This window comes from Pseudomonas sp. HMSC063H08, assembly GCF_001813645.1.
GTDB classification, from domain to species: domain Bacteria; phylum Pseudomonadota; class Gammaproteobacteria; order Pseudomonadales; family Pseudomonadaceae; genus Pseudomonas; species Pseudomonas aeruginosa.
In genome coordinates this window covers 37,591-64,046 of record NZ_KV813429.1, presented here as the reverse complement: position 1 = coordinate 64,046, position 26,456 = coordinate 37,591, and the positions used below count along the sequence as shown (strand labels likewise).

Annotated in this window: 23 protein-coding genes; 21 read left to right on the top strand and 2 right to left on the bottom strand. The window is 65.5% G+C overall.

Features of this window, described 5'->3' with window-relative positions; translation table 11 throughout:
* The first annotated feature begins 46 nt into the window (after positions 1-46).
* The 21 genes from HMPREF2924_RS12310 to HMPREF2924_RS12210 all read left to right on the top strand — a co-directional run bounded on the left by HMPREF2924_RS12310 (position 47) and on the right by HMPREF2924_RS12210 (position 24,567).
* Positions 47-1,216 carry a ribosomal protein uL16 3-hydroxylase gene (locus HMPREF2924_RS12310; RefSeq protein WP_003090443.1) on the top strand — a complete coding sequence of 390 codons (1,170 nt, stop codon included), beginning with the start codon at positions 47-49 and terminating at the stop codon, positions 1,214-1,216.
* Positions 1,209-1,634 carry a GNAT family N-acetyltransferase gene (locus HMPREF2924_RS12305; protein WP_003090444.1) on the top strand — a complete coding sequence of 142 codons (426 nt, stop codon included), beginning with the start codon at positions 1,209-1,211 and terminating at the stop codon, positions 1,632-1,634. The genes HMPREF2924_RS12310 and HMPREF2924_RS12305 overlap by 8 nt, the downstream gene beginning before the upstream one ends.
* Before the next feature lie 6 nt (positions 1,635-1,640).
* The gene (locus HMPREF2924_RS12300; RefSeq protein ID WP_003131112.1) at positions 1,641-2,261 is read left to right on the top strand and encodes a DUF7931 domain-containing protein; all 621 of its coding nucleotides are present in this window, start codon (positions 1,641-1,643) and stop codon (positions 2,259-2,261) included.
* Positions 2,258-3,079 carry a secretin N-terminal domain-containing protein gene (locus HMPREF2924_RS12295; protein WP_003131110.1) on the top strand — a complete coding sequence of 274 codons (822 nt, stop codon included), beginning with the start codon at positions 2,258-2,260 and terminating at the stop codon, positions 3,077-3,079. The genes HMPREF2924_RS12300 and HMPREF2924_RS12295 overlap by 4 nt, the downstream gene beginning before the upstream one ends.
* Before the next feature lie 594 nt (positions 3,080-3,673).
* On the top strand, positions 3,674-5,269 hold the full coding sequence (locus HMPREF2924_RS12290; RefSeq protein ID WP_003090447.1) for an isocitrate lyase: 1,596 nt from the start codon (positions 3,674-3,676) through the stop codon (positions 5,267-5,269).
* Between the two features lie 178 nt (positions 5,270-5,447).
* On the top strand, positions 5,448-7,466 hold the full coding sequence (locus HMPREF2924_RS12285) for a PhoX family protein (RefSeq protein ID WP_003131101.1): 2,019 nt from the start codon (positions 5,448-5,450) through the stop codon (positions 7,464-7,466).
* Positions 7,467-7,544: 78 nt separating this feature from the next.
* On the top strand, positions 7,545-8,099 hold the full coding sequence (locus HMPREF2924_RS12280) for a DUF4442 domain-containing protein (protein WP_003131100.1): 555 nt from the start codon (positions 7,545-7,547) through the stop codon (positions 8,097-8,099).
* A 599-nt stretch (positions 8,100-8,698) separates the two neighbouring features.
* On the top strand, positions 8,699-9,112 hold the full coding sequence (locus HMPREF2924_RS12275) for an NADH-quinone oxidoreductase subunit A (RefSeq protein ID WP_003090452.1): 414 nt from the start codon (positions 8,699-8,701) through the stop codon (positions 9,110-9,112).
* 10 nt (positions 9,113-9,122) lie between these two features.
* Positions 9,123-9,800: a NuoB/complex I 20 kDa subunit family protein gene (locus HMPREF2924_RS12270; protein ID WP_003090455.1), complete on the top strand. Its 678-nt coding sequence runs from the start codon at positions 9,123-9,125 to the stop codon at positions 9,798-9,800.
* A gap of 80 nt (positions 9,801-9,880) precedes the next feature.
* A complete protein-coding gene (gene nuoC, locus HMPREF2924_RS12265; RefSeq protein WP_003131099.1) occupies positions 9,881-11,662 on the top strand; it encodes an NADH-quinone oxidoreductase subunit C/D in 1,782 nt (593 codons plus the stop codon).
* 1 nt (position 11,663) lies between these two features.
* Positions 11,664-12,164, top strand: a complete 501-nt coding sequence (nuoE, locus tag HMPREF2924_RS12260) for an NADH-quinone oxidoreductase subunit NuoE (protein WP_003090460.1) — start codon at positions 11,664-11,666, stop codon at positions 12,162-12,164.
* Positions 12,161-13,507 carry an NADH-quinone oxidoreductase subunit NuoF gene (gene nuoF / locus HMPREF2924_RS12255; protein ID WP_003090462.1) on the top strand — a complete coding sequence of 449 codons (1,347 nt, stop codon included), beginning with the start codon at positions 12,161-12,163 and terminating at the stop codon, positions 13,505-13,507. Before nuoE ends, nuoF begins: the two co-directional genes overlap by 4 nt.
* Positions 13,508-13,638: 131 nt before the next feature.
* Positions 13,639-16,356, top strand: coding sequence for an NADH-quinone oxidoreductase subunit NuoG (gene nuoG / locus HMPREF2924_RS12250; RefSeq protein ID WP_003131098.1), 2,718 nt, complete (start codon positions 13,639-13,641; stop codon positions 16,354-16,356).
* Positions 16,353-17,348 (top strand): NADH-quinone oxidoreductase subunit NuoH, encoded by a 996-nt coding sequence (nuoH, locus tag HMPREF2924_RS12245; protein WP_003090465.1) that lies wholly within the window; start codon positions 16,353-16,355, stop codon positions 17,346-17,348. The genes nuoG and nuoH overlap by 4 nt, the downstream gene beginning before the upstream one ends.
* 11 nt (positions 17,349-17,359) lie before the next feature.
* Entirely contained in the window at positions 17,360-17,908 is a 549-nt protein-coding gene (gene nuoI / locus HMPREF2924_RS12240; RefSeq protein ID WP_003090467.1) for an NADH-quinone oxidoreductase subunit NuoI, read from the top strand.
* An 11-nt stretch (positions 17,909-17,919) separates the two neighbouring features.
* On the top strand, positions 17,920-18,420 hold the full coding sequence (gene nuoJ / locus HMPREF2924_RS12235; RefSeq protein ID WP_003090473.1) for an NADH-quinone oxidoreductase subunit J: 501 nt from the start codon (positions 17,920-17,922) through the stop codon (positions 18,418-18,420).
* A gap of 45 nt (positions 18,421-18,465) precedes the next feature.
* Positions 18,466-18,774: an NADH-quinone oxidoreductase subunit NuoK gene (gene nuoK, locus HMPREF2924_RS12230; protein ID WP_003090475.1), complete on the top strand. Its 309-nt coding sequence runs from the start codon at positions 18,466-18,468 to the stop codon at positions 18,772-18,774.
* Positions 18,771-20,618, top strand: coding sequence for an NADH-quinone oxidoreductase subunit L (gene nuoL / locus HMPREF2924_RS12225; protein WP_003090477.1), 1,848 nt, complete (start codon positions 18,771-18,773; stop codon positions 20,616-20,618). Before nuoK ends, nuoL begins: the two co-directional genes overlap by 4 nt.
* A 27-nt stretch (positions 20,619-20,645) precedes the next feature.
* A complete protein-coding gene (gene nuoM, locus HMPREF2924_RS12220) occupies positions 20,646-22,175 on the top strand; it encodes an NADH-quinone oxidoreductase subunit M (protein ID WP_003090479.1) in 1,530 nt (509 codons plus the stop codon).
* Positions 22,176-22,182: 7 nt separating this feature from the next.
* The gene (gene nuoN, locus HMPREF2924_RS12215) at positions 22,183-23,643 is read left to right on the top strand and encodes an NADH-quinone oxidoreductase subunit NuoN (RefSeq protein WP_003090482.1); all 1,461 of its coding nucleotides are present in this window, start codon (positions 22,183-22,185) and stop codon (positions 23,641-23,643) included.
* A gap of 114 nt (positions 23,644-23,757) precedes the next feature.
* On the top strand, positions 23,758-24,567 hold the full coding sequence (locus HMPREF2924_RS12210) for a class I SAM-dependent methyltransferase (RefSeq protein WP_003090485.1): 810 nt from the start codon (positions 23,758-23,760) through the stop codon (positions 24,565-24,567).
* Between the two features lie 206 nt (positions 24,568-24,773).
* Here the strand turns inward: HMPREF2924_RS12210 and HMPREF2924_RS12205 are convergent, their stop codons facing one another.
* Positions 24,774-25,832: an AI-2E family transporter gene (locus tag HMPREF2924_RS12205; RefSeq protein ID WP_003090487.1), complete on the bottom strand. Its 1,059-nt coding sequence runs from the start codon at positions 25,830-25,832 to the stop codon at positions 24,774-24,776.
* A gap of 159 nt (positions 25,833-25,991) precedes the next feature.
* Positions 25,992-26,456: methyl-accepting chemotaxis protein (locus HMPREF2924_RS12200; RefSeq protein ID WP_049263184.1), on the bottom strand; the 465-nt coding region annotated here is incomplete at its 5' end.

Here is a 26,456-nt window from a genome sequence, read left to right as displayed (position 1 = left end):
TTGCACGCCCGGCTGCGCCGGGCGTTTTTGTTTCAAGGACTTAACCATGAATGCTGATACTCCCCTGCAACTTCTGGGCGGACTGACCGCTGCCGAATTCCTCCGCGACTACTGGCAGCGCAAACCGCTGCTGGTCCGCCAGGCGATCCCGGACTTCGAAAGCCCGCTGTCCGCCGACGAGCTGGCCGGGCTGTCGCTGGAGGAGTCGGTGGAATCGCGCATCGTCCTCGAACACGGGAAAACCCCGTGGGAAATGCGCCGTGGCCCGTTCCAGGAGGAGGACTACCAGCACCTGCCGGAACAGGACTGGACCCTGCTGGTGCAGGCGGTCGACCAGTTCGTCCCGGAAGTCGCCCAACTGCTGGAGCAATTCCGCTTCCTGCCCAGCTGGCGGATCGACGACGTGATGATCAGCTACGCCGCTCCCGGCGGCGGCGTCGGTCCGCACTTCGACAACTACGACGTATTCCTGCTTCAGGGCCACGGACGCCGGCGCTGGAAAGTCGGACAGATGTGCAGCAGCGACAGCCCGCTGCGCGAGCACGCCGACCTGCGCATCCTCGCCGACTTCGAACAGAGCGACGAGTGGGTCCTGGAGCCCGGCGACATGCTCTACCTGCCCCCGCGCCTCGCCCACTACGGCATTGCCGAAGACGAGTGCATGACCTACTCGATCGGCTTCCGCGCGCCCAGCGCCGCCGAAGTGCTGACCCATTTCACCGACTTCCTCGGCCAGTTCCTCTCCGACGAGGAGCGCTACACCGATGCCGGCCTGCAACCGGTAGGCGACGATCCGCACCAGATCCAGCGCGACGCTCTGGAGCGCCTGCAGGGCCTGATCCAGGAGCACATGAGCGACGAGCGCCTGCTGCTGACCTGGTTCGGCCAGTTCATGACCGAGCCGCGCTATCCTGAACTGGTTGCCGGCGAGGATATCCCCGAAGAGGAGCTATTCGGCGCCCTCGAGGATGGCGCGCTGCTGGTGCGCAACCCCAGCGCCCGCCTGGCCTGGAGCGAGATCGACATCGGCCTGGTGCTGTTCGCCAGCGGCCAGAGCGTACTCCTGCCCGGCCAGCTCAAGGAACTGCTGAAGCTGGTCTGCTCGGCCGATGCGTTGCATCTGGAAAACCTCGGCCAATGGCTGGCCGACGACGATGCGCGTAAGCTGTTGGCGGAGTTGGTCAAACAGGGCAGTTTGGAGTTTGCAGATGAATAAGATCCGCGTACGCGTAGCCGACTGGCAGAAGGACAATGCCGAACTGCGCCGCATCCGCGAAGCGGTCTTCATTGCCGAACAGTCGGTTCCGCCGGAACTGGAGTGGGACGCCGAAGACGACGAAGCCGTGCATTTTCTCGCCTATGAAGGCGAATACGCGATCGGCACCGCGCGCCTGCTGGGCGACGGGCACATCGGCAGGGTCTCGGTACTCAAGGACTGGCGCGGCCTGAAGGTCGGCGACGCGCTGATGCGCGCGGCCATCGAGGAAGCCGAGCGACGCGGCCTGAAGCGCCAACTGCTGACCGCGCAGGTCTATGCCATTCCCTTCTACGAGCGACTGGGCTTCAAGGTCGACAGCGGCGAGTTCCTCGACGCCGGCCTGCCCCATGTCGACATGGTTCGCGACAGCGACTGAGGCCCGATGAGCGACGCCCCGGAGACCTCGCCGGCCGACCTGCCGGCCATCGAATTCAGCTCTCCGGGGCGCTTTGCGGTACGCAACCCGGCAAGCGCCGCACCACCCGCGGAACGCTGGGAACCAGCGCCATTCCGCCTCGGCGAACATGAGCCGCTGGAGCGCTTCGAGCATCCGCAGGAAGCCCGCGCCCATGCCCTGGCCCTCCTGCAGCAGGCCCGCCGCTCGCTCTGCCTGCACAGTCCCGACCTGGAAAGCTGGCTCTATCACCACAGCAGCATCCAGGAAGCCTGCACCCGTTTTCTCCTGGCCAATCCACGCAATCGCCTGCGTATCCTCGTTGGCGACAGCGCCCAGGCCGTGCGCAACGGCCACCGCCTGATCAACCTTTCGCGCCGCCTGTCGAGCAACTGCCTGATCCGCCGGCTCAACCCGGACTACCCTAAAGAGGACGACGCCTTCCTCCTGGCCGACGACCAGGGCCTGCTGCTGCGCCCGAAACCGGCGCAACCGGCGGGCTACGCCTGCTACCGTGCCGCCGGGCGGGTGCGTCAACTCCAGGCCCGCTTCGAGCAGGCCTGGGACACCAGTCTTTCCGACCCGGACCTGCGGAGCTTCCTCCTGTGACCCTGTTGCGCACCACCCTGCTCTCCTCGCTGTTGGCGACAGTCGTTCTCGGCGCCTCGGCCGCCCCGCGCACCGAAGTGATCCCGCTCAACTACCGCACCGCCGACGACGTGATGGCGGTGGCCCAGTCGGTCATCGGCAGCGAAGGCAAGGTCACCGCCTATGGCAACCAGTTGATCGTCAATGCCGAGCCGGCGAAGATCCGCGAGTTGCAATCGGTCCTGCAGCAGATCGACTCGCGCCCGCATCGCCTGCTGATCACCGTGGATACCAGCGAGAACCTGCAACAGGACAGCCGCGGCTATTCGGTGTATGGTTCGGCCAGCGCCGGCAACATCGAGATCCAGAGCGGCCGCGGCGAGGTCAACGGCAAGGATCGAGTCCGCATCATCCGTCGCTCCACCGACAGCCGTTCCGGCGGCAGCCAGCAGGTCCAGGCCACCGAGGGCTACCCGGCGCTGATCCAGGTCGGCCAGAGCGTCCCCATCACCAGCACCGCCACCGGTCCCTACGGGCAGATCTACAGCCAGACCGAATACCGCAACGTCAACCGCGGCTTCTACGTCACCGCGACGCTGACCGGCAACCTGGTGCACGTCACCATCAGCTCCAGCAATGACCGCCTCAGCCAGAGCCATCCCGGCGTCATCGATACCCAGAGCACCGACACCCGGGTCAGCGGCAAGCTCGGCGAGTGGATCACCCTGGGCGGCGTCAGCGAACAGAACCAGGCCGACCAGCGCGGCTTCGTGCGTCGCTACTCGACCCAGGGACGCGACGACACCAGCCTGCGCCTGAAAGTCGAAACCCTCGACTGACCGACGGCGCTCTTTCCAGCGCGAATTGCCTCCCGCTCCGGCAAAGCCGCGGGGCGCGGGCTCTTGCGGGCATTTTCGATGCAAACGGAAACATCTCGACCAGACAAGACCATCCGGTCACTCTTAGACCTTCGTGTAGTAGTCTTGAAAAAACACTACAAAACGTTTGACGACGGATTTTTTCCAGAGCATGATGGCCCCGCTCCCGCTAATCAGGGGCTCTGAAACGACGAGCTCCCGGTGCCTGCGCCGATACGCCCTCGGCCTCCACCGTGTTGATCTGCCCACAAGGCGGCTTGACGAGATTGCGACTGGAACGAAGTTGTCCTGAGGGACGGGGAAGCGTTTACGTATCAGCCAGATCGAAAGACTCGACAGCGAGTCGCCCACCGGCAACCACGAGCCGAACGGCACTTGAGCCAGTCGAGAAGCACGGTCCGCGAACTGTTCGTCTCCACCCCCTCCTCGGCGTCATTCTTCGCCACGGTCATTCTCTCGCCATGCAGCGGTGAGCCACCCGCAAGACAACCTTCACCAGCAGGTTTTGAGTGGGTCAGTCGGTGCTCAACCAATACATTTCTTGAAGGATTGACCATGTCCGCATATCAGAACGAGATCAAGGCAGTTGCCGCGCTGAAAGAGAAGAACGGCAGCAGCTGGAGCGCGATCAACCCCGAGTACGCAGCTCGCATGCGTATCCAGAACCGCTTCAAGACCGGCCTGGATATCGCCAAGTACACCGCGGCCATCATGCGCAAGGACATGGCCGAATACGATGCGGACTCCTCCGTCTACACCCAGTCGCTGGGTTGCTGGCACGGCTTCATCGGGCAGCAGAAGCTGATCTCGATCAAGAAGCACCTGAAGACCACCAACAAGCGCTACCTCTACCTGTCCGGTTGGATGGTCGCCGCGCTGCGCTCCGACTTCGGCCCGCTGCCGGACCAGTCCATGCACGAGAAAACCGCGGTTTCCGGCCTGATCGAAGAGCTGTACACCTTCCTGCGCCAGGCTGACGCCCGCGAGCTGGACCTGCTGTTCACCGGCCTGGACGCTGCCCGCGCCGCTGGCGACAAGGCCAAGGAAGCCGAGCTGCTGGCCCAGATCGACAACTTCGAAACCCACGTGGTGCCGATCATCGCCGACATCGACGCCGGCTTCGGCAACGCCGAGGCGACCTACCTGCTGGCCAAGAAGATGATCGAAGCCGGCGCCTGCTGCATCCAGATCGAGAACCAGGTGTCCGACGAGAAGCAGTGCGGCCACCAGGACGGCAAGGTCACCGTTCCGCACATCGACTTCCTCGCCAAGATCAATGCCGTACGCTACGCCTTCCTCGAGCTGGGCGTGGACGATGGCGTGATCGTCGCCCGTACCGACTCCCTGGGCGCCGGCCTGACCAAGCAGATCGCCGTGACCAACGAGCCGGGCGACCTGGGCGACCTGTACAACTCCTTCCTGGATTGCGAAGAGATCTCCGAGGCCGAGCTGGGCAACGGCGACGTCGTGATCAAGCGCGAAGGCAAGCTGCTGCGTCCGAAGCGCCTGGCTTCCAACCTGTTCCAGTTCCGCAAGGGCACCGGCGAAGATCGCTGCGTCCTGGACTGCATCACGTCGCTGCAGAACGGCGCCGACCTGCTCTGGATCGAAACCGAGAAGCCGCACGTCGGCCAGATCAAGGCAATGGTCGATCGCATCCGCGAAGTGATTCCGAACGCCAAGCTGGTCTACAACAACAGCCCGTCCTTCAACTGGACCCTGAACTTCCGCCAGCAGGTGTTCGATGCGTTCGTCGCCGAAGGCAAGGACGTTTCCGCCTACGACCGCAACAAGCTGATGAGCGTCGAGTACGACGACACCGAGCTGGCCAAGGTCGCCGACGAGAAGATCCGCACCTTCCAGCGCGATGGCTCGGCCCACGCCGGCATCTTCCACCACCTGATCACCCTGCCGACCTACCACACCGCCGCGCTGTCCACCGACAACCTGGCCAAGGGCTACTTCGCCGACGAAGGCATGCTGGCCTACGTGAAGGGCGTGCAGCGCCAGGAACTGCGCCAGGGCATCGCCTGCGTCAAGCACCAGAACATGGCGGGCTCCGACATCGGCGACAACCATAAAGAGTACTTCGCAGGCGAAGCCGCTCTGAAGGCCAGCGGCAAAGACAACACCATGAACCAGTTCCACTAAGGAACAGGGGCCAGCCGGGCAGCCACGATCTGCCCGGCCCGCCTCGCGAAAACCCCGGCTCCGGCCGGGGTTTTTCATTTCCGGATCATGGCAAAAGGCCTCGAGTGCCTGTCATCGTCCCGTCGCTTTCAGCGGTTAGCGTCAATGCTCCGTCGATCAGCCCACAAGGAGCACGTCCGTGAGCCTGGAGAAAAAAGATGCCATCCTGTTCGGTGATGGCGACGAGTTGCCCAGCAACCATTCGAACAACCCGCACATGAACGACCTGATCGCCGGCCTCGGCCGCCGCCAGGTCCTGGCCGGCGGCGCGGCGCTCGGCGCCCTCGCCTTCCTCGGCGTCACGCTCCCCGCCAGCGCCGCTCCCGCCGAAGCGCAGGCGCCCGCCGCGGAAGGCCTGCGTGGCTTGCCTTTCAAACGCCGCAACCGCTTACCCTTCGAAGCCATCGCCAGCGGCCGCGCCGATACCATCCGGGTGCCCGCCGGCTACAAGGCGACGCCCTTCATACCCTGGGGCACCCCGATCAGCGGCAGTTATCCGGGATTCCTCGACGACGCCAGCAACAGCGCCCAGGACCAGGCCGAACAGATCGGCATGCACCACGACGGCATGCACTTCTTCCCGATCGACGCGCAGTTCGGCTTCGGCGGCGGACACATCAGCAACCATGGCCTGCTGGTGCTCAACCATGAATACATCGACGCGCCGCTGCTGCACACCAATGGCCCGACCGTGGTCGATGGCAAGCGCACCGTCGCCGATGAAGTGCGCAAGGAAATCAACGCCCATGGCGTTTCCGTCGTGGAGATCCGTCGCAACGTGCGTGGCGAGTGGAATGTCGTGCCGTCGCAACGCAATCGGCGGATCACCGCCGCCACGCCGATGCGTATCGCCGGCCCGGCGCGCGGCCACGAACTGCTGCGCACCCGCCACAGTCCGGACGGCACCCGCACCCGCGGCACCCATAACAACTGTTCCAACGGTTTCACCCCCTGGGGCACCTACCTCACCTGCGAGGAGAACTGGGTCGGCTATTTCTCCACCCAGGACAGCGAACTGCCGCGCGAACTGACCCGCTACGGCATTCGCAACACCAGCCGTTTCGGCTGGGAAACCCTGGCGGGCGACGAGTTCGAGCGCTTCGACGCCACCCGCAAGGGCAAACAGGCTCAGGACGACTACCGCAACGAACCGAACAACTTCGGCTGGATCGTCGAGATCGACCCGTTCGACCCGCAATCGGTACCGGTCAAGCGCACCGCTCTCGGCCGCTTCGCCCACGAAGGCCTGGTCTTCGCCCCGGTCAAGCCGGGCCGCCAGGTAGTCTGCTACTCTGGCGACGACTCGCAGAACGAGTACATCTACAAGTACGTCAGCCGCGACAAGTTCCGTCCGGGTCGCAGCAACGCTCGCCTGCTCGACGAAGGCACCCTCTACGTCGCCCGCTTCAACGCCGATGGCAGCGGCCAGTGGCTGCCGCTGGACATCGCCGACGGCAACTTCCGCGCGGCCTGTCGCAAGGCCGGGGTGAGCTTCGCCGACCAGGGCGAAGTGCTGATCAACACCCGCCTGGCCGCCGATGTCCTCGGCGCGACCAAGATGGATCGCCCGGAGTGGGGCGCGGTCAACCCGGACAACGGTGACGTCTACTTCACCCTCACCAACAACACGTCGCGCACCGTCGCCGACGCGGCCAACCCACGGGTGAAGAACGCCTACGGCCATATCATCCGCTGGCGCGAACGCAGCCGCGACTATGCCGGGCAACGCTTCACCTGGGACCTGTTCATGCTCGCCGGTCCCGGCGAAGACAGCCGCGGCCCGGACGGCAAGCCGCTGAACCAGGACAATATCCTGGCCAGCCCCGACGGCCTCTGGTTCGACCCGGAAGGCCGCCTGTGGATCCAGACCGACATGAGCGGCAGCCAGTTGAGCAGCGGCCCGTTCGGCAACAACCAGATGCTGGTGGCCGACCCGCGCACCGGCGAACTGAAGCGCTTCCTCACCGGTCCGCTGGGTTGCGAGGTGACCGGCATTGCCGCGACGCCGGACTTCCGTACGCTGTTCATCAACATCCAGCACCCGGGGGAAGGCTCGACCGCCGATAACCTCCTCAGCACCTGGCCGGACGGGCCGGGCCGCCGGCCACGCTCGGCCACCGTGGTGATCACCCGCGAAGACGGCCGACGCCTGCTCTGACGCGCCACGACGACCTGCGTTGGCCGGAATGCCGGCGCAGGTCGCCGCTACAGCCGTGGGCAAGCCCGGGCAAAGCGGGTGGAATGCAGGCTCCCCTCTCTATGGAAGGACGCCAGCATGCCCAAGCGCAATCGTCTCAGCCGCGCCGTCGGCGCCATCAACCTCCTCCCCCGCCGCCTGCGCAGCCGCAGCCTGACGCTGCTGCTGGGCTCCCAGGTGCGCTTCGCCGGCACGGCGAGGGTGCGCATCCATGAACTGGGGCAGGAGCGCGCCATCCTCAGCCTGAAGAACCGTCGACCGGTGCAGAACCACATAAAAGGTATCCATGCCGCAGCGATGGCCTTGCTCGCCGAGTCGGCCAGCGGCTTCCTGATCGGAATGAACGTACCGGACGACAAGCTGCCGCTGATCAAGACCATGAAGATCGACTATCTCAAGCGCGCCCAGGGCGACCTGACCGCCATCGCGACGCTGGAGGCCGGACAGATCGAGCAGATCCGGCAACAGGACAAGGGCGAGGTCCGCGTGGCGGTGCTGGTCAGCGACGAGAACGGCAACCAGCCGATCGCCTGCGAGATGGTCTGGGCCTGGGTCGGCAAGAAACCCCGGGACGCTACCGCAGCCCCTAGGTAGCGCACCTCCAGAGCGACTACATCTGCGCTGCGAAGCGAACCGCCGCAAACCTTGCCCAGCGCCTTCGCATCCGTCACGAAGAACCGCGGGCGCAGCCCCAGGCGGCGCCACAGCCGGGTTGTCATGGTGCGGAAAGAAGAAAAACCGCCATGCGCCCGGCCCGGAAAATATTCCCGGTTTAATGCAATAACGGATTGATCGCGAGTAATTACCAATAAAAGGGTAAACAATAGTAACGCGGCGAAGAATATATGTAGCGAAGTTATACGGATGCGACATTGCAAACGATATTCATTATCGTTTGAGGTCTTGCAAAGAGCCCTCCCCCACGCTTCGCGGCAATACGACCAAAAGCCAGCCAGGCCGCGCCATTTCTCGCAGAGACAGCATTCACGAGGCTTTCGGGGATTAACCAAAGCGCTGGAAAAAGCAGAGAAGCGTCTGTTTGTGTTAGAAAAATTTACTTGTCCGGCGCTTTGGGCATAAAATCGGAAAGATACATACAACCCTTAGCTCACTACGCAGCGGGTTGCACAAGAAGTCGGGCATTGCGCCCAGAACCCACGATCTTATATATCCGGTACAGAAGGAGTATCAGCATGCCAAACCCAGCTGAACTTGCAGCTCATCACTGGGGATTCGCTGCCTTCCTTCTAGGGGTCGTTGGCCTTCTCGCCTTCATGCTAGGGGTTTCGTCCCTGCTTGGCAGCAAGGCATTTGGTCGCAGCAAGAACGAACCCTTCGAATCCGGGATCGTCCCCACCGGAGGCGCACGCCTGCGTCTCTCGGCAAAATTCTATCTGGTCGCGATGCTCTTCGTGATCTTCGACGTCGAAGCCCTCTTCCTCTTCGCCTGGTCGGTGTCGGTTCGCGAAAGCGGCTGGGCCGGCCTGATCGAGGCAACCATTTTCATAGCAATTCTGTTGGCGGGTCTTGTCTATCTTTGGCGGATCGGTGCGCTCGATTGGGCTCCCGAAAGCCGTCGCAAGCGGCAGGCGAAGCTAAAACAATGAGGCTTTGGCGATGCAATACAAACTTACCCGGATCGATCCCGATGCGGCCAACGACCAATACCCGATAGGCGAACGGGAAACCGTAGCCGACCCGCTGGTCGAGGGCCAGGTTCACAAGAACATCTTCATGGGCAAGCTCGAGGATGTGCTGAACTCCACCGTCAACTGGGGTCGCAAGAACTCGCTCTGGCCCTATAACTTCGGGCTGTCGTGCTGCTACGTGGAGATGACCACCGCCTTCACCGCGCCGCACGATATCGCCCGCTTCGGCGCCGAAGTGATCCGGGCGTCGCCGCGCCAGGCCGATTTCATGGTCATCGCCGGCACCTGCTTCATCAAGATGGCCCCGGTCATCCAGCGCCTCTACGAGCAGATGCTCGAACCCAAGTGGGTCATCTCCATGGGCTCGTGCGCCAATTCCGGCGGCATGTACGACATCTATTCGGTGGTCCAGGGGGTCGACAAGTTCCTCCCCGTGGACGTCTACATCCCCGGCTGCCCGCCCCGTCCGGAGGCGTTCCTGCAAGGCCTGATGCTGCTGCAGGAATCCATCGGCCAGGAGCGCCGCCCGTTGTCCTGGGTCGTTGGCGACCAGGGGGTCTACCGCGCCGAAATGCCGGCCCAGAAAGACCTGAAACGCGAGCAGCGCATCCAGGTGACCAACCTGCGCAGCCCCGACGAAGTGTGATCCGGAACTCCCGGCCAGCCCCGCTGGCCGGCCGAGACCAGCCGCGTTCACCCCACCGTTGACCGAAAGCGACCGAGACCATGACTGCAGACTCCGCTCTGTACATCCCGCCTTACAAGGCAGACGACCAGGATATCGTCGTCGAACTGAATTCCCGCTTTGGCGCCGAGACCTTCACCGTCCAGCCCACCGGTACCGGCATGCCGGTGCTCTGGGTCCCGCGCGAAAGACTGATCGAAGTCCTGACCTTCCTCCGTCAGGTACCCAAGCCCTACGTGATGCTCTACGACCTGCACGGCGTCGACGAGCGGCTGCGCACCCATCGCCGCGGCCTGCCGAGCGCCGACTTCAGCGTGTTCTACCACCTGATGTCGCTGGAGCGTAATAGTGACGTGATGATCAAGGTCGCCTTGTCCGAGCGCGACCTCAACCTGCCCACCGCCACCCGTATCTGGCCCAACGCCAATTGGTACGAGCGCGAAGTGTGGGACATGTACGGCATCACCTTCACCGGCCACCCGCACCTGACCCGCATGCTGATGCCGCCGACCTGGCAGGGCCATCCGCTGCGCAAGGACTATCCGGCGCGCGCCACCGAGTTCGATCCCTACTCCCTGTCCGCCGCCAAGCAGGACCTGGAGCAGGAGGCCCTGCGCTTCAAGCCGGAAGACTGGGGCATGAAGCGCCACGGCGAGAACGAGGACTACATGTTCCTCAACCTCGGCCCGAACCACCCGTCCGCCCACGGCGCGTTCCGCATCATCCTGCAACTGGACGGCGAGGAGATCATCGACTGCGTCCCGGAGATCGGCTACCACCACCGCGGCGCCGAGAAGATGGCCGAGCGCCAGTCCTGGCACAGTTTCATCCCCTACACCGACCGCATCGACTACCTCGGTGGGGTGATGAACAACCTGCCCTACGTACTCTCGGTGGAGAAGCTCGCCGGGATCAAGGTGCCGCAGCGGGTCGACGTGATCCGGATCATGATGGCGGAGTTCTTCCGTATCCTGAACCACCTGCTGTACCTGGGCACCTATATCCAGGACGTCGGCGCCATGACCCCGGTGTTCTTCACCTTCACCGACCGCCAGCGCGCCTACAAGGTGGTCGAGGCCATCACCGGCTTCCGCCTGCACCCGGCCTGGTACCGCATCGGCGGCGTCGCTCACGACCTGCCGCGCGGCTGGGACAAGCTGGTCCGCGAGTTCCTCGACTGGATGCCCAAGCGCCTCGACGAGTACGAGACCGCGGCCCTGAAGAACAGCATCCTGCGCGGCCGGACCATCGGCGTCGCCCAGTACAACACCAAGGAAGCCCTCGAGTGGGGCACCACCGGCGCCGGCCTGCGCGCCACCGGTTGCGACTTCGACCTGCGCAAGGCCCGCCCCTACTCCGGCTACGAGAACTTCGAGTTCGAGGTACCGCTGGCCCACAACGGCGACGCCTACGACCGCTGCATGGTCAAGATGGGCGAGATGCGCCAGAGCCTGCGGATCATCGAACAGTGCCTGAAGAACATGCCGGAAGGCCCGTACAAGGCCGACCATCCGCTGACCACGCCGCCGCCGAAAGAACGCACGCTGCAACACATCGAAACCCTGATCACCCACTTCCTGCAGGTTTCCTGGGGCCCGGTCATGCCGGCCAACGAAGCCTTCCAGATGATCGAGGCGACCAAGGGTATCAACAGCTACTACCTGACCAGCGACGGCAGCACCATGAGCTACCGCACGCGTATCCGGACGCCCAGCTTCGCGCACCTGCAACAGATCCCCTCGGTGATCAACGGCAGCATGATCGCGGACCTGATCGCCTACCTGGGTAGCATCGATTTCGTTATGGCTGACGTGGACCGCTGACATGAGCCAGAGCAACCTGATTCAGACCGACCGTTTCGTCCTCAGCGAAACCGAGCGCTCGTCCATCGAGCATGAAATGCATCACTACGAGGACCCGCGCGCGGCGTCCATCGAAGCCCTGAAGATCGTCCAGAAGCAGCGCGGCTGGGTGCCGGACGGCGCCATCCCGGCGATCGGCGAGGTGCTGGGGATCCCGGCCAGCGACGTCGAAGGCGTCGCCACCTTCTATAGTCAGATATTCCGCCAGCCGGTGGGCCGCCACATCATCCGCGTCTGCGACAGCATGGTCTGCTACATCGGCGGCCACGAGTCGGTGGTCGGCGAGATCCAGAAGCAACTCGGCATCGGTCTCGGCCAGACTACCGCCGACGGACGCTTCACCCTGCTCCCGGTCTGCTGCCTGGGCAACTGCGACAAGGCCCCGGCGCTGATGATCGACGACGACACCCATGGCGACGTGCGTCCCGACGGTGTCGCCAAACTGCTGGAGGCCTACGTATGACCCTTACCTCCATTGGTCCGGCCAACCGCATGACGCGTTCGGCGGAAACCCATCCGCTGACCTGGCGCCTGCGCGAAGACGCCCAGCCCGTCTGGCTCGAGGAATACCAGAGCAAGGACGGCTACGCCGCGGCGCGCAAGGCGCTGACCCAGATGGCCCAGGACGACATCGTCCAGACCGTCAAGGACTCCGGCCTCAAGGGCCGCGGCGGCGCGGGCTTCCCCACCGGCGTGAAGTGGGGCCTGATGCCGAAGGACGAGTCGCTGAACATCCGCTACCTGCTGTGCAACGCGGACGAGATGGAGCCGAACACCTGGAAGGACCGCATGCTCATGGAGCAGCTGCCGCACCTGCTGGTGGAAGGCATGCTGATTTCCGCGCGTGCGCTGAAGGCCTACCGCGGCTACATCTTCCTGCGCGGCGAATACGTCGACGCGGCGCGCAACCTCAACCGCGCCATCGACGAAGCCAAGGCCGCCGGCCTGCTCGGCAAGAACATCCTCGGCAGCGGCTTCGATTTCGAGCTGTTCGTCCACACCGGTGCCGGCCGCTACATCTGCGGCGAAGAGACCGCGCTGATCAACTCGCTGGAAGGCCGCCGCGCCAACCCGCGTTCCAAACCGCCCTTCCCTGCCGCCGTCGGCGTCTGGGGCAAGCCGACCTGCGTGAACAACGTGGAGACGCTGTGCAACGTGCCGGCCATCGTCGGCAACGGCGTGGACTGGTACAAGACCCTGGCCCGCCCCGGCAGCGAAGACATGGGCACCAAGCTGATGGGCTTCTCCGGCAAGGTGAAGAACCCCGGCCTGTGGGAACTGCCGTTCGGCGTCAGCGCCCGCGAGCTGTTCGAGGACTACGCCGGCGGCATGCGCGACGGCTTCCAGCTCAAGGCCTGGCAGCCCGGCGGCGCCGGTACCGGCTTCCTGCTCCCGGAGCACCTGGATGCGCAGATGTTCGCCGGCGGCATCGCCAAGGTCGGCACCCGGATGGGCACCGGCCTGGCCATGGCGGTGGACGACAGCATCAACATGGTTTCCCTGCTGCGCAACATGGAAGAGTTCTTCGCCCGCGAGTCCTGCGGCTGGTGCACCCCCTGCCGCGATGGCCTGCCGTGGAGCGTGAAGCTGCTGCGCGCCCTGGAGCGGGGCGAAGGCCAGCCCGGCGACCTCGAGACCCTCGAGCAGCTGGTCAACTTCCTCGGCCCAGGCAAGACCTTCTGCGCCCACGCGCCGGGAGCCGTCGAGCCGCTGGGCAGCGCCCTCAAGTATTTCCGTGCCGAATTCGAGGCGGGCATCTCCCGCCAGCCTTCGGCCGCGCCGCGCCCGGCAACGGTCGGCGCCTGATGCTTTGCAGCCGGACGGCCAGCCGTCCGGCGATGTTTCGTCGTCGTGCCGCGGCCCGGCCGCAGGCCCGACGGAACCGTGAGTTTCTATTAGCCACGCCCGCTGACAACGGGCCAACGAAGACTTGAACCATGGCCACTATCCACGTAGACGGCAAGACGCTCGAAGTCGATGGTGCAGACAACCTCCTGCAGGCCTGTCTGTCCCTCGGTCTCGACATTCCCTACTTCTGCTGGCACCCGGCGCTCGGTAGCGTCGGCGCCTGCCGCCAGTGCGCGGTGAAGCAGTACACCGACGAGAACGACAAGCGTGGTCGCCTCGTCATGTCCTGCATGACCCCCGCCACCGACAACACCTGGATCTCCATCGAAGACGAAGAGGCCAAGCAGTTCCGCGCCAGCGTCGTCGAATGGCTGATGACCAACCACCCGCACGACTGCCCGGTGTGCGAGGAAGGCGGTCACTGCCACCTGCAGGACATGACGGTGATGACCGGCCACAACGAGCGCCGGTACCGCTTCACCAAGCGCACCCACCAGAACCAGGAACTCGGCCCGTTCATCGCCCACGAGATGAACCGCTGCATCGCCTGCTACCGCTGCGTGCGCTACTACAAGGACTACGCCGGCGGCACCGACCTCGGCGTCTACGGCGCCCACGACAACGTCTACTTCGGACGGGTCGAGGACGGCGTGCTGGAAAGCGAGTTCTCCGGCAACCTCACCGAGGTCTGCCCCACCGGCGTGTTCACCGACAAGACCCACTCCGAGCGCTACAACCGCAAGTGGGACATGCAGTTCGCCCCGAGCATCTGCCACGGCTGCTCCAGCGGCTGCAACATCAGCCCCGGCGAGCGCTACGGCGAGATCCGCCGCATCGAGAACCGCTACAACGGCTCGGTCAACCACTACTTCCTCTGCGACCGCGGTCGCTTCGGCTACGGCTACGTCAACCGCGAAGACCGTCCGCGCCAGCCGCTGCTGGTGCTGAGCAAGCAGAAGCTGAGCCTGGACGGCGCCCTCGACCAGGCCGCCGCCCTGCTGAAGGAGCGCAAGGTGGTCGGCATCGGTTCGCCGCGCGCCAGCCTGGAAAGCAACTTCGCCCTGCGCGAGCTGGTTGGCGAAGGCAACTTCTACAGCGGCATCAACGAAGGCGAGCTCGACCGCCTGCGCCTGATCCTGCAGGTCATGCAGGAAGGCCCGCTGCCGGTGCCGAGCATCCGCGACATCGAGGACCACGACGCGGTCTTCGTCCTCGGCGAGGACCTGACCCAGACCGCCGCCCGCATCGCCCTGGCCCTGCGCCAGTCGGTGAAGGGCAAGGCCGTCGAGATGGCCGCCGACATGAAGGTCCAGCCGTGGCTCGACGCCGCGGTGAAGAACATCGCCCAGCATGCGCAGAACCCGCTGTTCATCGCCAGCGTCAGCGCGACCCGCCTCGACGACGTGGCCGAGGAAACCGTTCACGCCGCGCCGGACGATCTCGCTCGCCTCGGCTTCGCCGTGGCCCACGCGATCGACCCGAGCGCCCCGTCCGTGGCCGACCTCGACCCTCAGGCCCAGGCCTTCGCCCAGCGCATCGCCGATGCCCTGCTGGCGGCCAAGCGTCCGCTGGTAGTGTCCGGCAACTCGCTGGGCAACAAGGCATTGATCGAAGCCGCGGCGAACATCGCCAAGGCCCTCAAGCAGCGCGAGAAGAACGGTTCCATCAGCCTGGTGGTCGGCGAAGCCAACAGCCTCGGCCTGGCGCTCTTCGGCGGCGACTCCGTGGAAGCCGCGCTCGAGCGACTGACCTCCGGACAGGCCGACGCCGTGGTGGTGCTGGAGAACGATCTCTATCGCCGCACCGACGCCGCCCGTGTCGACGCGGCCCTGGCGGCGGCCAGGGTGGTGATCGTCGCCGATCACCAGCAGACCGCCACCACCGCCAAGGCGCACCTGGTGCTGCCGGCGGCCAGCTTCGCCGAAGGCGACGGCACCCTGGTCAGCCAGGAAGGCCGCGCCCAGCGCTTCTTCCAGGTGTTCGACCCGACCTACTACGACGCCAGGAACATGGTCCGCGAGGGCTGGCGCTGGCTGCATGCGATCCACAGCACCCTGCAAGGCAAGCGCGTCGACTGGACCCAGTTGGACCACGTCACCGAAGCCGTGGCCGAGGCCAAGCCGATCCTGGCCGGCATCCGCGACGCCGCACCGGCCGCCTCGTTCCGCATCAAGGGCCTCAAGCTGGCCCGCGAACCGCACCGCTACAGCGGGCGCACCGCCATGCGCGCCAATATCAGCGTGCACGAGCCGCGCACCCCGCAGGACATCGACTCGGCGTTCGCCTTCTCCATGGAAGGCTACTCCGGCAGCCAGGAAGACCGTCAGCAGATCCCGTTCGCCTGGTCGCCGGGCTGGAACTCGCCGCAGGCCTGGAACAAGTTCCAGGACGAGGTCGGCGGCCACCTGCGCGCCGGCGACCCCGGCGTGCGCCTGATCGAACCGAAGGGCGAAGGCCTCGACTGGTTCCAGGCCGTGCCGGTGCCGTTCAGCGCCAAGGCCGACAGCTGGAAGGTAGTGCCGCTGTACCACCTGTTCGGCAGCGAGGAAAACAGCTCGCGGGCCGCGCCGATCCAGCAGCGCATCCCGGAGACCTACGTCGCCCTGTCCAAGGAAGACGCGGACCGCCTCGGCGTCAACGACGGCGCGACCCTCGGCTTCCAGCTCAAGGGCCAGGCCCTGCGCCTGCCGCTGCGCATCGATGAACAACTCGGCGCCGGCCTGATCGGCCTGCCGGTCGGCTTCGCCGGCATCCCGGCGGCGATCGCCGGCTGCTCCGTGGAAGGTCTGCAGGAGGCTGCACAATGAGTTGGCTGACTCCCGCTCTGGTCACCATCATCCTCACCGTGGTCAAGGCCATCGTGGTGCTGCTCGCCGTGGTCATCTGCGGCGCCCTGCTAAGCTGGGTCGAGCGCCGCCTGCTCGGCCTCTGGCAGGACCGCTACGGCCCCAACCGGGTCGGTCCGTTCGGTGCGTTCCAGCTCGGCGCGGACATGGTCAAGATGTTCTTCAAGGAGGACTGGACCCCGCCGTTCGCCGACAAGATGATCTTCACCCTGGCCCCGGTGATCGCGATGGGCGCCCTGCTCGTCGCCTTCGCCATCGTGCCGATCACCCCCACCTGGGGCGTGGCGGACCTGAACATCGGCATCCTGTTCTTCTTCGCCATGGCCGGCCTGACGGTGTACGCCGTGCTGTTCGCCGGCTGGTCGAGCAACAACAAGTTCGCCCTGCTCGGCAGCCTGCGCGCCTCGGCCCAGACCATCTCCTACGAGGTGTTCCTGGCCCTGTCGCTGATGGGCATCGTCGCCCAGGTCGGCTCGTTCAACATGCGCGACATCGTCCAGTACCAGATCGATAACGTCTGGTTCATCATTCCGCAGTTCTTCGGCTTCTGCACCTTCATCATCGCCGGCGTCGCCGTGACCCACCGTCACCCGTTCGACCAGCCGGAAGCGGAGCAGGAACTGGCGGACGGCTACCACATCGAGTACGCCGGGATGAAATGGGGCATGTTCTTCGTCGGCGAGTACATCGGCATCGTGCTGGTCTCGGCGCTGCTGGCGACCCTGTTCTTCGGCGGCTGGCACGGTCCGTTCCTGGACACCCTGCCCTGGCTGTCGTTCTTCTACTTCGCCGCCAAGACCGGCTTCTTCATCATGCTCTTCATCCTGATCCGCGCCTCGCTGCCGCGTCCGCGCTATGACCAGGTGATGGCGTTCAGCTGGAAGGTGTGCCTGCCGCTGACCCTGATCAACCTGCTGGTGACCGGCGCGCTCGTGCTGGCCGCGGCCCAGTAAGGAGAACCACCGTGATCAAAGAAATCATCAACGTCGTGCATGGCACCTTCACCCAGCTTCGCAGCCTGGTGATGATCTTCGGCCATGCCTTCCGCAAGCGCGATACCCTGCAATACCCCGAAGAGCCGGTCTACCTGCCACCGCGCTATCGTGGCCGGATCGTCCTGACCCGCGACCCCGACGGCGAGGAACGCTGCGTAGCCTGCAACCTGTGCGCCGTGGCCTGTCCGGTTGGCTGCATCTCCCTGCAGAAGGCCGAGACCGAGGACGGTCGCTGGTATCCGGAGTTCTTCCGCATCAACTTCTCGCGCTGCATCTTCTGCGGCCTGTGCGAGGAAGCCTGCCCGACCACCGCGATCCAGCTCACCCCGGACTTCGAGATGGGCGAGTTCAAGCGCCAGGACCTGGTCTACGAGAAGCACGACCTGCTGATCTCCGGGCCGGGCAAGAACCCGGACTACAACTACTACCGCGTTGCGGGGATGGCGATCGCCGGCAAGCCGAAAGGCGCCGCGCAGAACGAAGCCGAACCGATCAACGTGAAAAGCCTGCTGCCATAAGGAGACGTCGCGTGGAATTCGCTTTCTATTTCGCTGCCGGCGTCGCCGTACTGGCCACGCTGCGGGTCATCACCAACAGCAACCCGGTGCATGCCCTGCTCTACCTGATCATTTCCCTGCTGGCCATCTCGATGACCTTCTTCAGCCTCGGCGCACCCTTCGCCGGAGCCCTGGAGATCATCGTCTACGCTGGCGCCATCATGGTTCTGTTCGTCTTCGTGGTGATGATGCTCAACCTCGGCCCGGCCGTGGTCGAGCAGGAGCGCAAGTGGCTCACGCCCGGCATCTGGGTCGGGCCTTCGGCCCTGGCCCTGGTCCTGCTGGTGGAACTGCTGGTGGTCCTCGCCCGCACCCCGAGCGGTGCCGGCATCGGCCATACCACGGTAGACGCCAAGGCGGTCGGCATCAGCCTCTACGGCCCGTACCTGCTGGTGGTCGAACTGGCCTCCATGCTGTTGCTCGCGGCCCTGGTCGCTGCCTATCACCTGGGTCGTCAAGACGCCAAACAATAAAGGTTCGGCGGGCGCCCTGCGCCCGCCCCAAGGGAACGTAACGCTATGAACGCAATACCACTGGAACACGGCCTGGCCCTCGCCAGCGTCCTGTTCGCCCTCGGACTGGTCGGCTTGATGGTGCGACGCAACATCCTGTTCGTACTGATGAGCCTGGAAGTGATGATGAACGCCGCCGCCCTCGCCTTCGTGGTCGCCGGCAGCCGCTGGGGCCAACCCGACGGCCAGGTGATGTTCATCCTGGTGCTGAGCCTCGCGGCCGCCGAAGCGAGCATCGGCCTGGCGATCCTGCTGCAACTGTATCGCCGCTTCCACACCCTCGATATCGACGCTGCCAGCGAGATGCGCGGATGAACCTTCTACCTCTTACCTTCCTGTTCCCCCTGGTCGGCTTCCTGCTGCTGTCGTTCTCCCGCGGCAGGTGGTCGGAAAACCTTTCGGCGCTGGTCGGCGTCGGCTCGGTCGGCCTCTCCGCCCTGAGCGCGGCCTGGGCCATCTTCAGCTTCCACAGCAGTCCGCCGGAAGGCGGCGCCTACAGCCTGGTGCTGTGGCAGTGGATGGCGGCCGGCGACTTCAGCACCAACTTCACCCTGTACCTGGACGGCCTCTCGGTAACCATGCTCGGCGTGGTTACCGGCGTCGGCTTCCTGATCCACCTGTTCGCCTCCTGGTACATGCGTGGCGAAACCGGCTATTCGCGCTTCTTCGCCTACACCAACCTGTTCATTGCCAGCATGCTGTTCCTGGTGCTGGGCGACAACCTGCTGTTCCTCTACTTCGGCTGGGAAGGCGTGGGCCTGTGCAGCTACCTGCTGATCGGCTTCTACTACAGCAATCGCAACAACGGTAACGCGGCGCTCAAGGCATTCATCGTCACCCGCGTCGGCGACGTGTTCATGGCCTTCGGCCTGTTCATCCTGTTCCAGCAGTTCGGCACCCTGAACATCCAGGAGCTGCTGGTGCTGGCGCCGCAGAAGTTCCCGGAAGGCAACCTCTGGCTGACCCTGGCGACCCTGGCCCTGCTCGGCGGCGCGGTCGGCAAGTCCGCCCAACTGCCGCTGCAGACCTGGCTGGCCGACGCCATGGCCGGCCCGACCCCGGTCTCCGCGCTGATCCACGCCGCCACCATGGTGACCGCCGGCGTCTACCTGATCGCCCGTTGCCACGGCCTGTTCACCCTGGCCCCGGACATCCTCGAACTGGTCGGCATCGTCGGCGCGGTGACCCTGGTCCTGGCCGGCTTCGCCGCCCTGGTGCAGACCGATATCAAGCGCATCCTCGCCTACTCGACCATGAGCCAGATCGGCTACATGTTCCTCGCCCTCGGCGTCGGCGCCTGGGACGCGGCGATCTTCCACCTGATGACCCACGCCTTCTTCAAGGCCCTGCTGTTCCTCGCCTCGGGCGCGGTGATCATCGCCTGCCACCACGAGCAGAACATCTTCAAGATGGGCGGCTTGTGGAAGAAGCTGCCGCTGGCCTACGCCAGCTTCGTGGTCGGCGGTGCGGCGCTGGCCGCCCTGCCCTTCCTCACCGCGGGCTTCTACTCCAAGGACGAGATCCTCTGGGAGGCCTTCGCCAGCGGCCATCGCGAACTGCTGATCGCCGGCCTGGTGGGTGCGTTCCTGACCTCGATCTACACCTTCCGCCTGATCTTCGTCGCCTTCCACGGCGAGCCGAAGACCGAAGCCCACGCCGGCCACGGGATTTCCCACTGGTTGCCGCTCAGCGTGCTGATCGTCCTGTCGACCTTCGTCGGCGCCCTGATCACCCCGCCGCTGGCTGGCGTCCTGCCGGAAAGCGTCGGCCACGCCGGTGGCGAAGCCAAGCACAGCCTGGAACTGGCCTCGGGCGCCATCGCCATCGCCGGCATCCTGCTGGCCGGCCTGCTGTTCCTCGGCCAGCGCCGCTTCGTCAGCGCCCTGGCGAAGAGCGCCCCGGGTCGCTTCTTCGGTACCTGGTGGTACCACGCCTGGGGCTTCGACTGGCTGTACGACAAGCTGTTCGTGAAACCCTACCTGCTGCTCTGCCAACTGCTGGGGCGCGACCCCATCGACCGTACCCTGGGCGTCGTTCCGTTCAGCGTGCGCGGCGGACACAACCTCCTCAGCCTCACCGAGAACGGCCGCCTGCGCTGGTACGCCGCTTCCCTGGTGGGTGGCGCCGCCATACTGCTCGGCGCGCTGCTGCTGGCCTAACGAATTCACGGAGAGACTGAGCCTGTCATGATTCTGCCCTGGCTAATCCTGATCCCCTTCATCGGCGGTTTCCTCTGCTGGATCGCCGAACACAGCAGCAAGACCCTGCCCCGCTGGATCGCGCTGCTTTCGATGACCCTGGTCCTGATCCTGAGCCTGTGGATCTGGGCCACCGGCGACTTCCAGCTGGCGCCCGCGCCCGGCGGCGAGCCGGAATGGACCCTGCAATTCAAGGTGCTGTGGATCGAGCGTCTCGGCATCAGCGTCCACCTGGCGATGGATGGCCTGTCGCTGCTGATGGTCGCCCTCACCGGCCTGCTCGGCGTGCTCTCGGTCCTCTGCTCGTGGAACGAGATCCAGCGCCGCATCGGCTTCTTCCATCTGAACCTGCTGTGGATCCTGGGCGGTGTGATCGGCGTGTTCCTCGCCATCGACCTGTTCCTGTTCTTCTTCTTCTGGGAAATGATGCTGGTGCCGATGTACTTCCTCATCGCGCTGTGGGGACACAGTTCCGATGACGGCAAGAAGACCCGCATCTACGCCGCCACCAAGTTCTTCATCTTCACCCAGGCCAGCGGCCTGGTGATGCTGGTGGCGATCCTCGGCCTGGTGTTCGTCAACTTCAATGCCACCGGCGTGATCACCTTCGACTACGCCACCCTGCTGAAGACCCAGCTGAGCCCCCACGTGGAATGGCTGCTGATGCTCGGCTTCTTCGTCGCCTTCGCGGTGAAGATGCCAGTGGTGCCGGTGCATTCCTGGCTGCCGGACGCCCACGCCCAGGCGCCCACCGCCGGCTCCGTGGACCTCGCCGGCATCCTCCTGAAGACCGCCGCCTACGGCCTGATCCGCTTCGCCCTGCCGCTGTTCCCCAACGCCTCGGCGGAATTCGCGCCGATCGCCATGTGGCTCGGCATCATCGGCATCTTCTACGGTGCCCTGCTGTCCTTCGCGCAGACCGACATCAAGCGCCTGGTCGCCTACTCCAGCGTTTCGCACATGGGCTTCGTGATGATCGGCATCTACTCCGGCAGCCAGGTCGCGCTGCAGGGCGTGGTGGTACAGATGATCGCCCACGGCCTCTCCGCCGCGGCGCTGTTCATCCTCTGCGGCCAGCTCTACGAGCGCCTGCATACCCGCGACATGCGCAAGATGGGCGGCCTGTGGTCGCGCATGCCCTACCTGCCGGCGATCAGCCTGTTCTTCGCCTCGGCGTCGCTGGGCCTGCCCGGCACCGGCAACTTCGTCGGCGAGTTCCTGATCCTGATCGGCGCCTTCAAGGTGGTCCCGGTGATCATCGTGATCGCCACCTTCGGCCTGGTCTTCGCCTCGGTCTACTCGCTGATCATGATCCACCGCGCCTACTTCGGACCCAGCCAGTCCGACGAGCCGATCCTCGGCCTCGACGCCCGCGAACTGAGCATGGTGCTCGGCCTAGCGGTCCTGCTGGTCCTGCTCGGGGTCTACCCGCAGCCGGTGCTGGACATCTCCGCGGCCAGCATGCACGGCGTGCAGCAATGGCTGGGCGCAGCCCTTTCCACCCTTGCAGGACGGTAGTCGCGAAATGACCTTTACGATCCAACACTTCATCGCGCTCCTGCCACTGCTGATCACCAGCGCCACCCTGGTGGTGGTGATGCTGGCGGTAGCCTGGAAACGCAATCACTCGTTCACCGCCACTCTCTCGGTGATCGGCCTCAACCTGGCCCTGCTGTCGCTGCTGCCGGTCCTCGGCGTCACCCCGATCGAGGTGACCCCGCTGGTGCTGGTGGACAACTACGCCTGCTTCTACATGGCCCTGGTGCTGGTCTCCGCCCTGGCCTGCGTGACCCTCGCCCACGCCTACATGGAAAGCTATCCGGGTAACCGCGAAGAGCTGTACCTGCTCCTGCTGCTGGCCACCGCCGGCGGCCTGGTGCTGGTCAGCGCGCAGCACCTGGCCAGCCTGTTCATCGGCCTGGAGCTGCTCTCGGTCCCGGTCTACGGGATGGTCGCCTACGCCTTCTTCAACAAGCGCTCGCTGGAAGCCGGCATCAAGTACACCGTGCTCTCGGCCGCCGGCTCCGCCTTCCTGCTGTTCGGCATGGCCCTGCTCTACGCCGAGTCCGGTACCCTGGGCTTCGCCGGCCTTGGCGCCAAGGTCGCCGAGCACGTGCTGAGCGGTCCGCTGGTCAGCGTTGGCGTCGGCATGATGCTGGTCGGCCTGGGCTTCAAGCTGTCGCTGGTGCCCTTCCACCTGTGGACCCCGGACGTCTACGAAGGCGCCCCGGCGCCGGTCTCGGCGTTCCTCGCCACCGCCAGCAAGGTCGCGGTGTTCGCCGTGCTGCTGCGGCTGTTCCAGATCGCCCCGGCGGCCCTGGACAACCAACTGCTGAACATCTCCCTGAGCGTCATCGCGGTCGCCTCGATCCTCTTCGGCAACCTGCTGGCACTGACCCAGAGCAACATCAAGCGCCTGCTCGGCTACTCGTCCATCGCCCACCTGGGCTACCTGCTGGTCGCCCTGATCGCCAGCAAGGGCATGGCCGTGGAAGCGGTCGGCGTCTACCTGGCCACCTACGTACTGACCTCCCTCGGCGCGTTCGGCGTGATCACCCTGATGTCCACCCCGTACAGCGGCCGCGACGCCGATGCACTGTTCGAGTACCGCGGCCTGTTCTGGCGCCGGCCGGTGCTGACCGCGGTGATGACCGTGATGATGCTGTCGCTGGCAGGCATCCCGCTGACCGCCGGCTTCATCGGCAAGTTCTACGTGATCGCGGTCGGCGTCGAGTCGCACCTGTGGTGGCTGATCGGCGCCCTGGTGCTGGGCAGCGCCATCGGCCTGTACTACTACCTGCGGGTCATGGTCACCCTGTTCCTGGTCGAGCCCGGCATCCGCCAGCACGACGCACCGTTCAACTGGGGCCAGCGCGCCGGCGGCATCATGCTGGTGGCCATCGCCCTGCTGGCGTTCTTCCTCGGCGTCTACCCGCAGCCGCTGCTGGAAATCCTCCAGCATTCCGGCCTGGCCCTCGCCGGCTGAGTCGCCCGCTCCACGAAAACCCCGCCTCGGCGGGGTTTTTCTTTGGCCCGCCCCACGCACCCTGCCCCGCTGCCGTGGCATGCTCCGCGCTCCATGGATGAACCCGGAGGCCTCATGCCCACCTTCCACGATATCGACGTCCTGCGACACAACAGCGCCAGTTGGGACGCCCAGGCCGCCCGTGACTGCGAATGGTCGCGACCGGTCAGCGCCGAAGAGGTCGCCGCCGCACGCCGCGGCGACTGGGCGGTGAAGCTGACCCCGGGCGCGTTACCCGCTCACTGGCTGGGCGACGTACGCGGCCGCGAGATCCTCTGCCTGGCCTCGGCCGGCGGCCAGCAGGCGCCGATCCTTGCCGCCGCCGGCGCACGGGTCACGCTGTTCGACGCCTCGGCGGGACAGCTGGACAAGGACCGCCAGGTCGCCGCCCGCGACCGCCTCGAACTGGCCTGCGTGCAGGGCGACATGCGCGACCTCTCGACCTTCGCCGATGTCTCCTTCGACCTGGTCTTCAATCCCATCTCCAATCTCTACGTCGACGATGTCCTGCCGGTCTGGCGCGAATGCGCGCGGGTGCTGCGGCCGGGCGGCAAGCTGCTGGCGAGCTTCTACAACCCGGCGCTGTTCATCGAGGACCGCTCGCCGGAACTGGCAGAGCAGGGCCTGATCCGGCCGCGACATCGCCTGCCCTACTCCGACCTGGAAAGCCTCTCCGCCGAAGCCCTCGCGGCGAAGCGCGAGAAAGGCGAAGCCCTGGTGTTCGGCCATAGCCTGACCCAGCAGATCGCCGGCCAGCTCGCCGCCGGCCTGCTGCTGCAGGATTTCTACGAAGACTGGCAACCGCACCCGCGCTTCGTCATCGACCGCTTCATGCCGACCTTCCTCGCCACCTGCGCGCTCAAGCCGAGGTCCGCCGCCGGTTGACAGCGGCGAGCCCTGAGGAGTGCCGGCAAGCGCTGCTCCATGTCCAGTTGCGCAACGGTCGCGATGTACCGGGTTCGACGCACTGTTAGCCGAAGGCCCCAGGCACTGCCTGGAGCGGCTCAGCCACGACAGCGCCGTCCATGATGCTTCAAGGCCTGAAACGAACAAGCCCCGCATTCGCGGGGCTTGTCTGCCACGGGCGCGACTCAGGCCTGTGGTTCTTCCTCGCGGCCAGTGAACAGGTCCCAGCTGGCCATGAACAGCGCAGCGATCAGCGGGCCGATGACGAAGCCGTTGAGGCCGAACAAGGCCATGCCGCCGAGGGTGGAGATCAGCACCACGTAGTCCGGCATCTTGGTGTCCTTGCCGACCAGGATCGGGCGCAGGATGTTGTCCACCAGGCCGATCACCACCACGCAGAACAGGATCAGCACTACACCCTGCCAGATCGCCCCGGTGAGCAGGAAGTAGGCCGCCACCGGCGCCCAGATCAGCGCCGCACCGATGGCCGGCAGCAGCGACAGGAAGGCCATCAGGGTGCCCCAGAGCAAGGCGCCCTCGATGCCCAGCACCCAGAAGATCAGGCCGCCGAGAGCGCCCTGGGTGGCAGCCACGGCGATGTTGCCCTTCACCGTGGCGCGGATCACCGTGGTGAACTTGGCGAACAGGTGGTGCTTGTGTTCCTGGCTCAGCGGCACCGCCTGCTTGATCCGCCGGCCGAGCACGCGACCGTCGCGAAGGAGGAAGAACAGCAGGTAGAGCATGATGCCGAAGCTGATGACGAAGTCGAGGGTGTTCTGGCCGATGCTGAACGCCTTGGTCGCCACCACCTGGCTGGCCTGCATCGCCACCGAGGAGAGCTTCTCCTGCAGGCTCGAGAGATTGGCCAGGTCGAAGCGCTCCAGCCACTGGTGCACCGATGGCGGCAAGGCGGCCACCGCCTGCTGCAGGTAGGCGGCGAAGTTCAGTTCGCCGGACTTGACCCGCTGGTAGACGCTCGCGCCTTCCTGCACCAGCGAACCGGCGATGAAGATCACCGGGATGATCACGATCAGCACGCAGATCAGCAGGGTGATCAGCGCGGCGAGGTTCTTCCGATCCCTCAGGCGCACCTGCAGGCGGCGTTGCACCGGGGCGAAGATGATCGCCAGGATGGTGCCCCAGAACACCGCGCCGTAGAACGGCAGCAAGAGCCAGCCGAAGGCGAGCGTGACCACCGCCAGCAACAGGAGAAAAGTCCGGGATTCCAGTTTCGTGTCGAGCATGTCCAATCCATCTGGCAGTGGGAAGCAAAGCATTAGTCAGCCGGCGGAGGTGGATCGTTCACGACTGCCGGCCGACTCCGCCGAATAATGACAGGAAGGCTCTGTGGCGCACCACTGCCGGCTGGCTCTTTTGCCGGCAGCGGTCGCGCGGGGGAAGGGTCAGATGCGGAACTGACCGACCAGCCGGCCCAGGCCCTGGCCCAGTTGCGCCAGGCTGCGGGCGGTCTGCGCGCCCTGCTGGGCCTCGTCGGCGACGCTGTCCACCGCGCCGGCGATCTGGTGCACGCTGCGGTTGATCTCCTCGGCCACCGCGGTCTGTTCCTCGGCGGCGCTGGCGATCTGCGCGTTCATCGCGTTGATGGTGGCAATCAACTGGGCGATGGCGTCCAGCGAATCGCCGGCCTGGTTGGCCTGGTTGCTGGTGCCCTCGCCGGCCTCGCCGGAACGGCGCATGGCGTCGACCGCGGCGTTGGTGCCCTGCTGCAGGCGATCGATCATGCCCTGGATTTCCTGGGTGCTCTGCTGGGTGCGGCTGGCCAGCGCCCGCACTTCGTCGGCGACCACCGCGAAGCCACGTCCGGCCTCGCCGGCACGGGCCGCCTCGATGGCCGCGTTGAGCGCCAG

Excerpts from the sequence above, each read along its gene's own strand:
- nuoH (WP_003090465.1), top strand. The coding sequence starts at position 16,353 with ATGAGTTGGCTGACTCCCGCTCTGGTCACCATCATCCTCACCGTGGTC.
- nuoN (WP_003090482.1), top strand. The coding sequence starts at position 22,183 with ATGACCTTTACGATCCAACACTTCATCGCGCTCCTGCCACTGCTGATC.
- HMPREF2924_RS12210 (WP_003090485.1), top strand. The coding sequence starts at position 23,758 with ATGCCCACCTTCCACGATATCGACGTCCTGCGACACAACAGCGCCAGT.
- nuoL (WP_003090477.1), top strand. The coding sequence starts at position 18,771 with ATGAACCTTCTACCTCTTACCTTCCTGTTCCCCCTGGTCGGCTTCCTG.
- HMPREF2924_RS12270 (WP_003090455.1), top strand. The coding sequence starts at position 9,123 with ATGCAATACAAACTTACCCGGATCGATCCCGATGCGGCCAACGACCAA.
- nuoK (WP_003090475.1), top strand. The coding sequence starts at position 18,466 with ATGAACGCAATACCACTGGAACACGGCCTGGCCCTCGCCAGCGTCCTG.
- HMPREF2924_RS12275 (WP_003090452.1), top strand. The coding sequence starts at position 8,699 with ATGCCAAACCCAGCTGAACTTGCAGCTCATCACTGGGGATTCGCTGCC.
- HMPREF2924_RS12310 (WP_003090443.1), top strand. The coding sequence starts at position 47 with ATGAATGCTGATACTCCCCTGCAACTTCTGGGCGGACTGACCGCTGCC.
- HMPREF2924_RS12300 (WP_003131112.1), top strand. The coding sequence starts at position 1,641 with ATGAGCGACGCCCCGGAGACCTCGCCGGCCGACCTGCCGGCCATCGAA.
- nuoC (WP_003131099.1), top strand. The coding sequence starts at position 9,881 with ATGACTGCAGACTCCGCTCTGTACATCCCGCCTTACAAGGCAGACGAC.
- HMPREF2924_RS12290 (WP_003090447.1), top strand. The coding sequence starts at position 3,674 with ATGTCCGCATATCAGAACGAGATCAAGGCAGTTGCCGCGCTGAAAGAG.
- nuoF (WP_003090462.1), top strand. The coding sequence starts at position 12,161 with ATGACCCTTACCTCCATTGGTCCGGCCAACCGCATGACGCGTTCGGCG.
- HMPREF2924_RS12205 (WP_003090487.1), bottom strand. The coding sequence starts at position 25,832 with ATGCTCGACACGAAACTGGAATCCCGGACTTTTCTCCTGTTGCTGGCG.
- HMPREF2924_RS12305 (WP_003090444.1), top strand. The coding sequence starts at position 1,209 with ATGAATAAGATCCGCGTACGCGTAGCCGACTGGCAGAAGGACAATGCC.
- nuoE (WP_003090460.1), top strand. The coding sequence starts at position 11,664 with ATGAGCCAGAGCAACCTGATTCAGACCGACCGTTTCGTCCTCAGCGAA.
- nuoM (WP_003090479.1), top strand. The coding sequence starts at position 20,646 with ATGATTCTGCCCTGGCTAATCCTGATCCCCTTCATCGGCGGTTTCCTC.
- nuoG (WP_003131098.1), top strand. The coding sequence starts at position 13,639 with ATGGCCACTATCCACGTAGACGGCAAGACGCTCGAAGTCGATGGTGCA.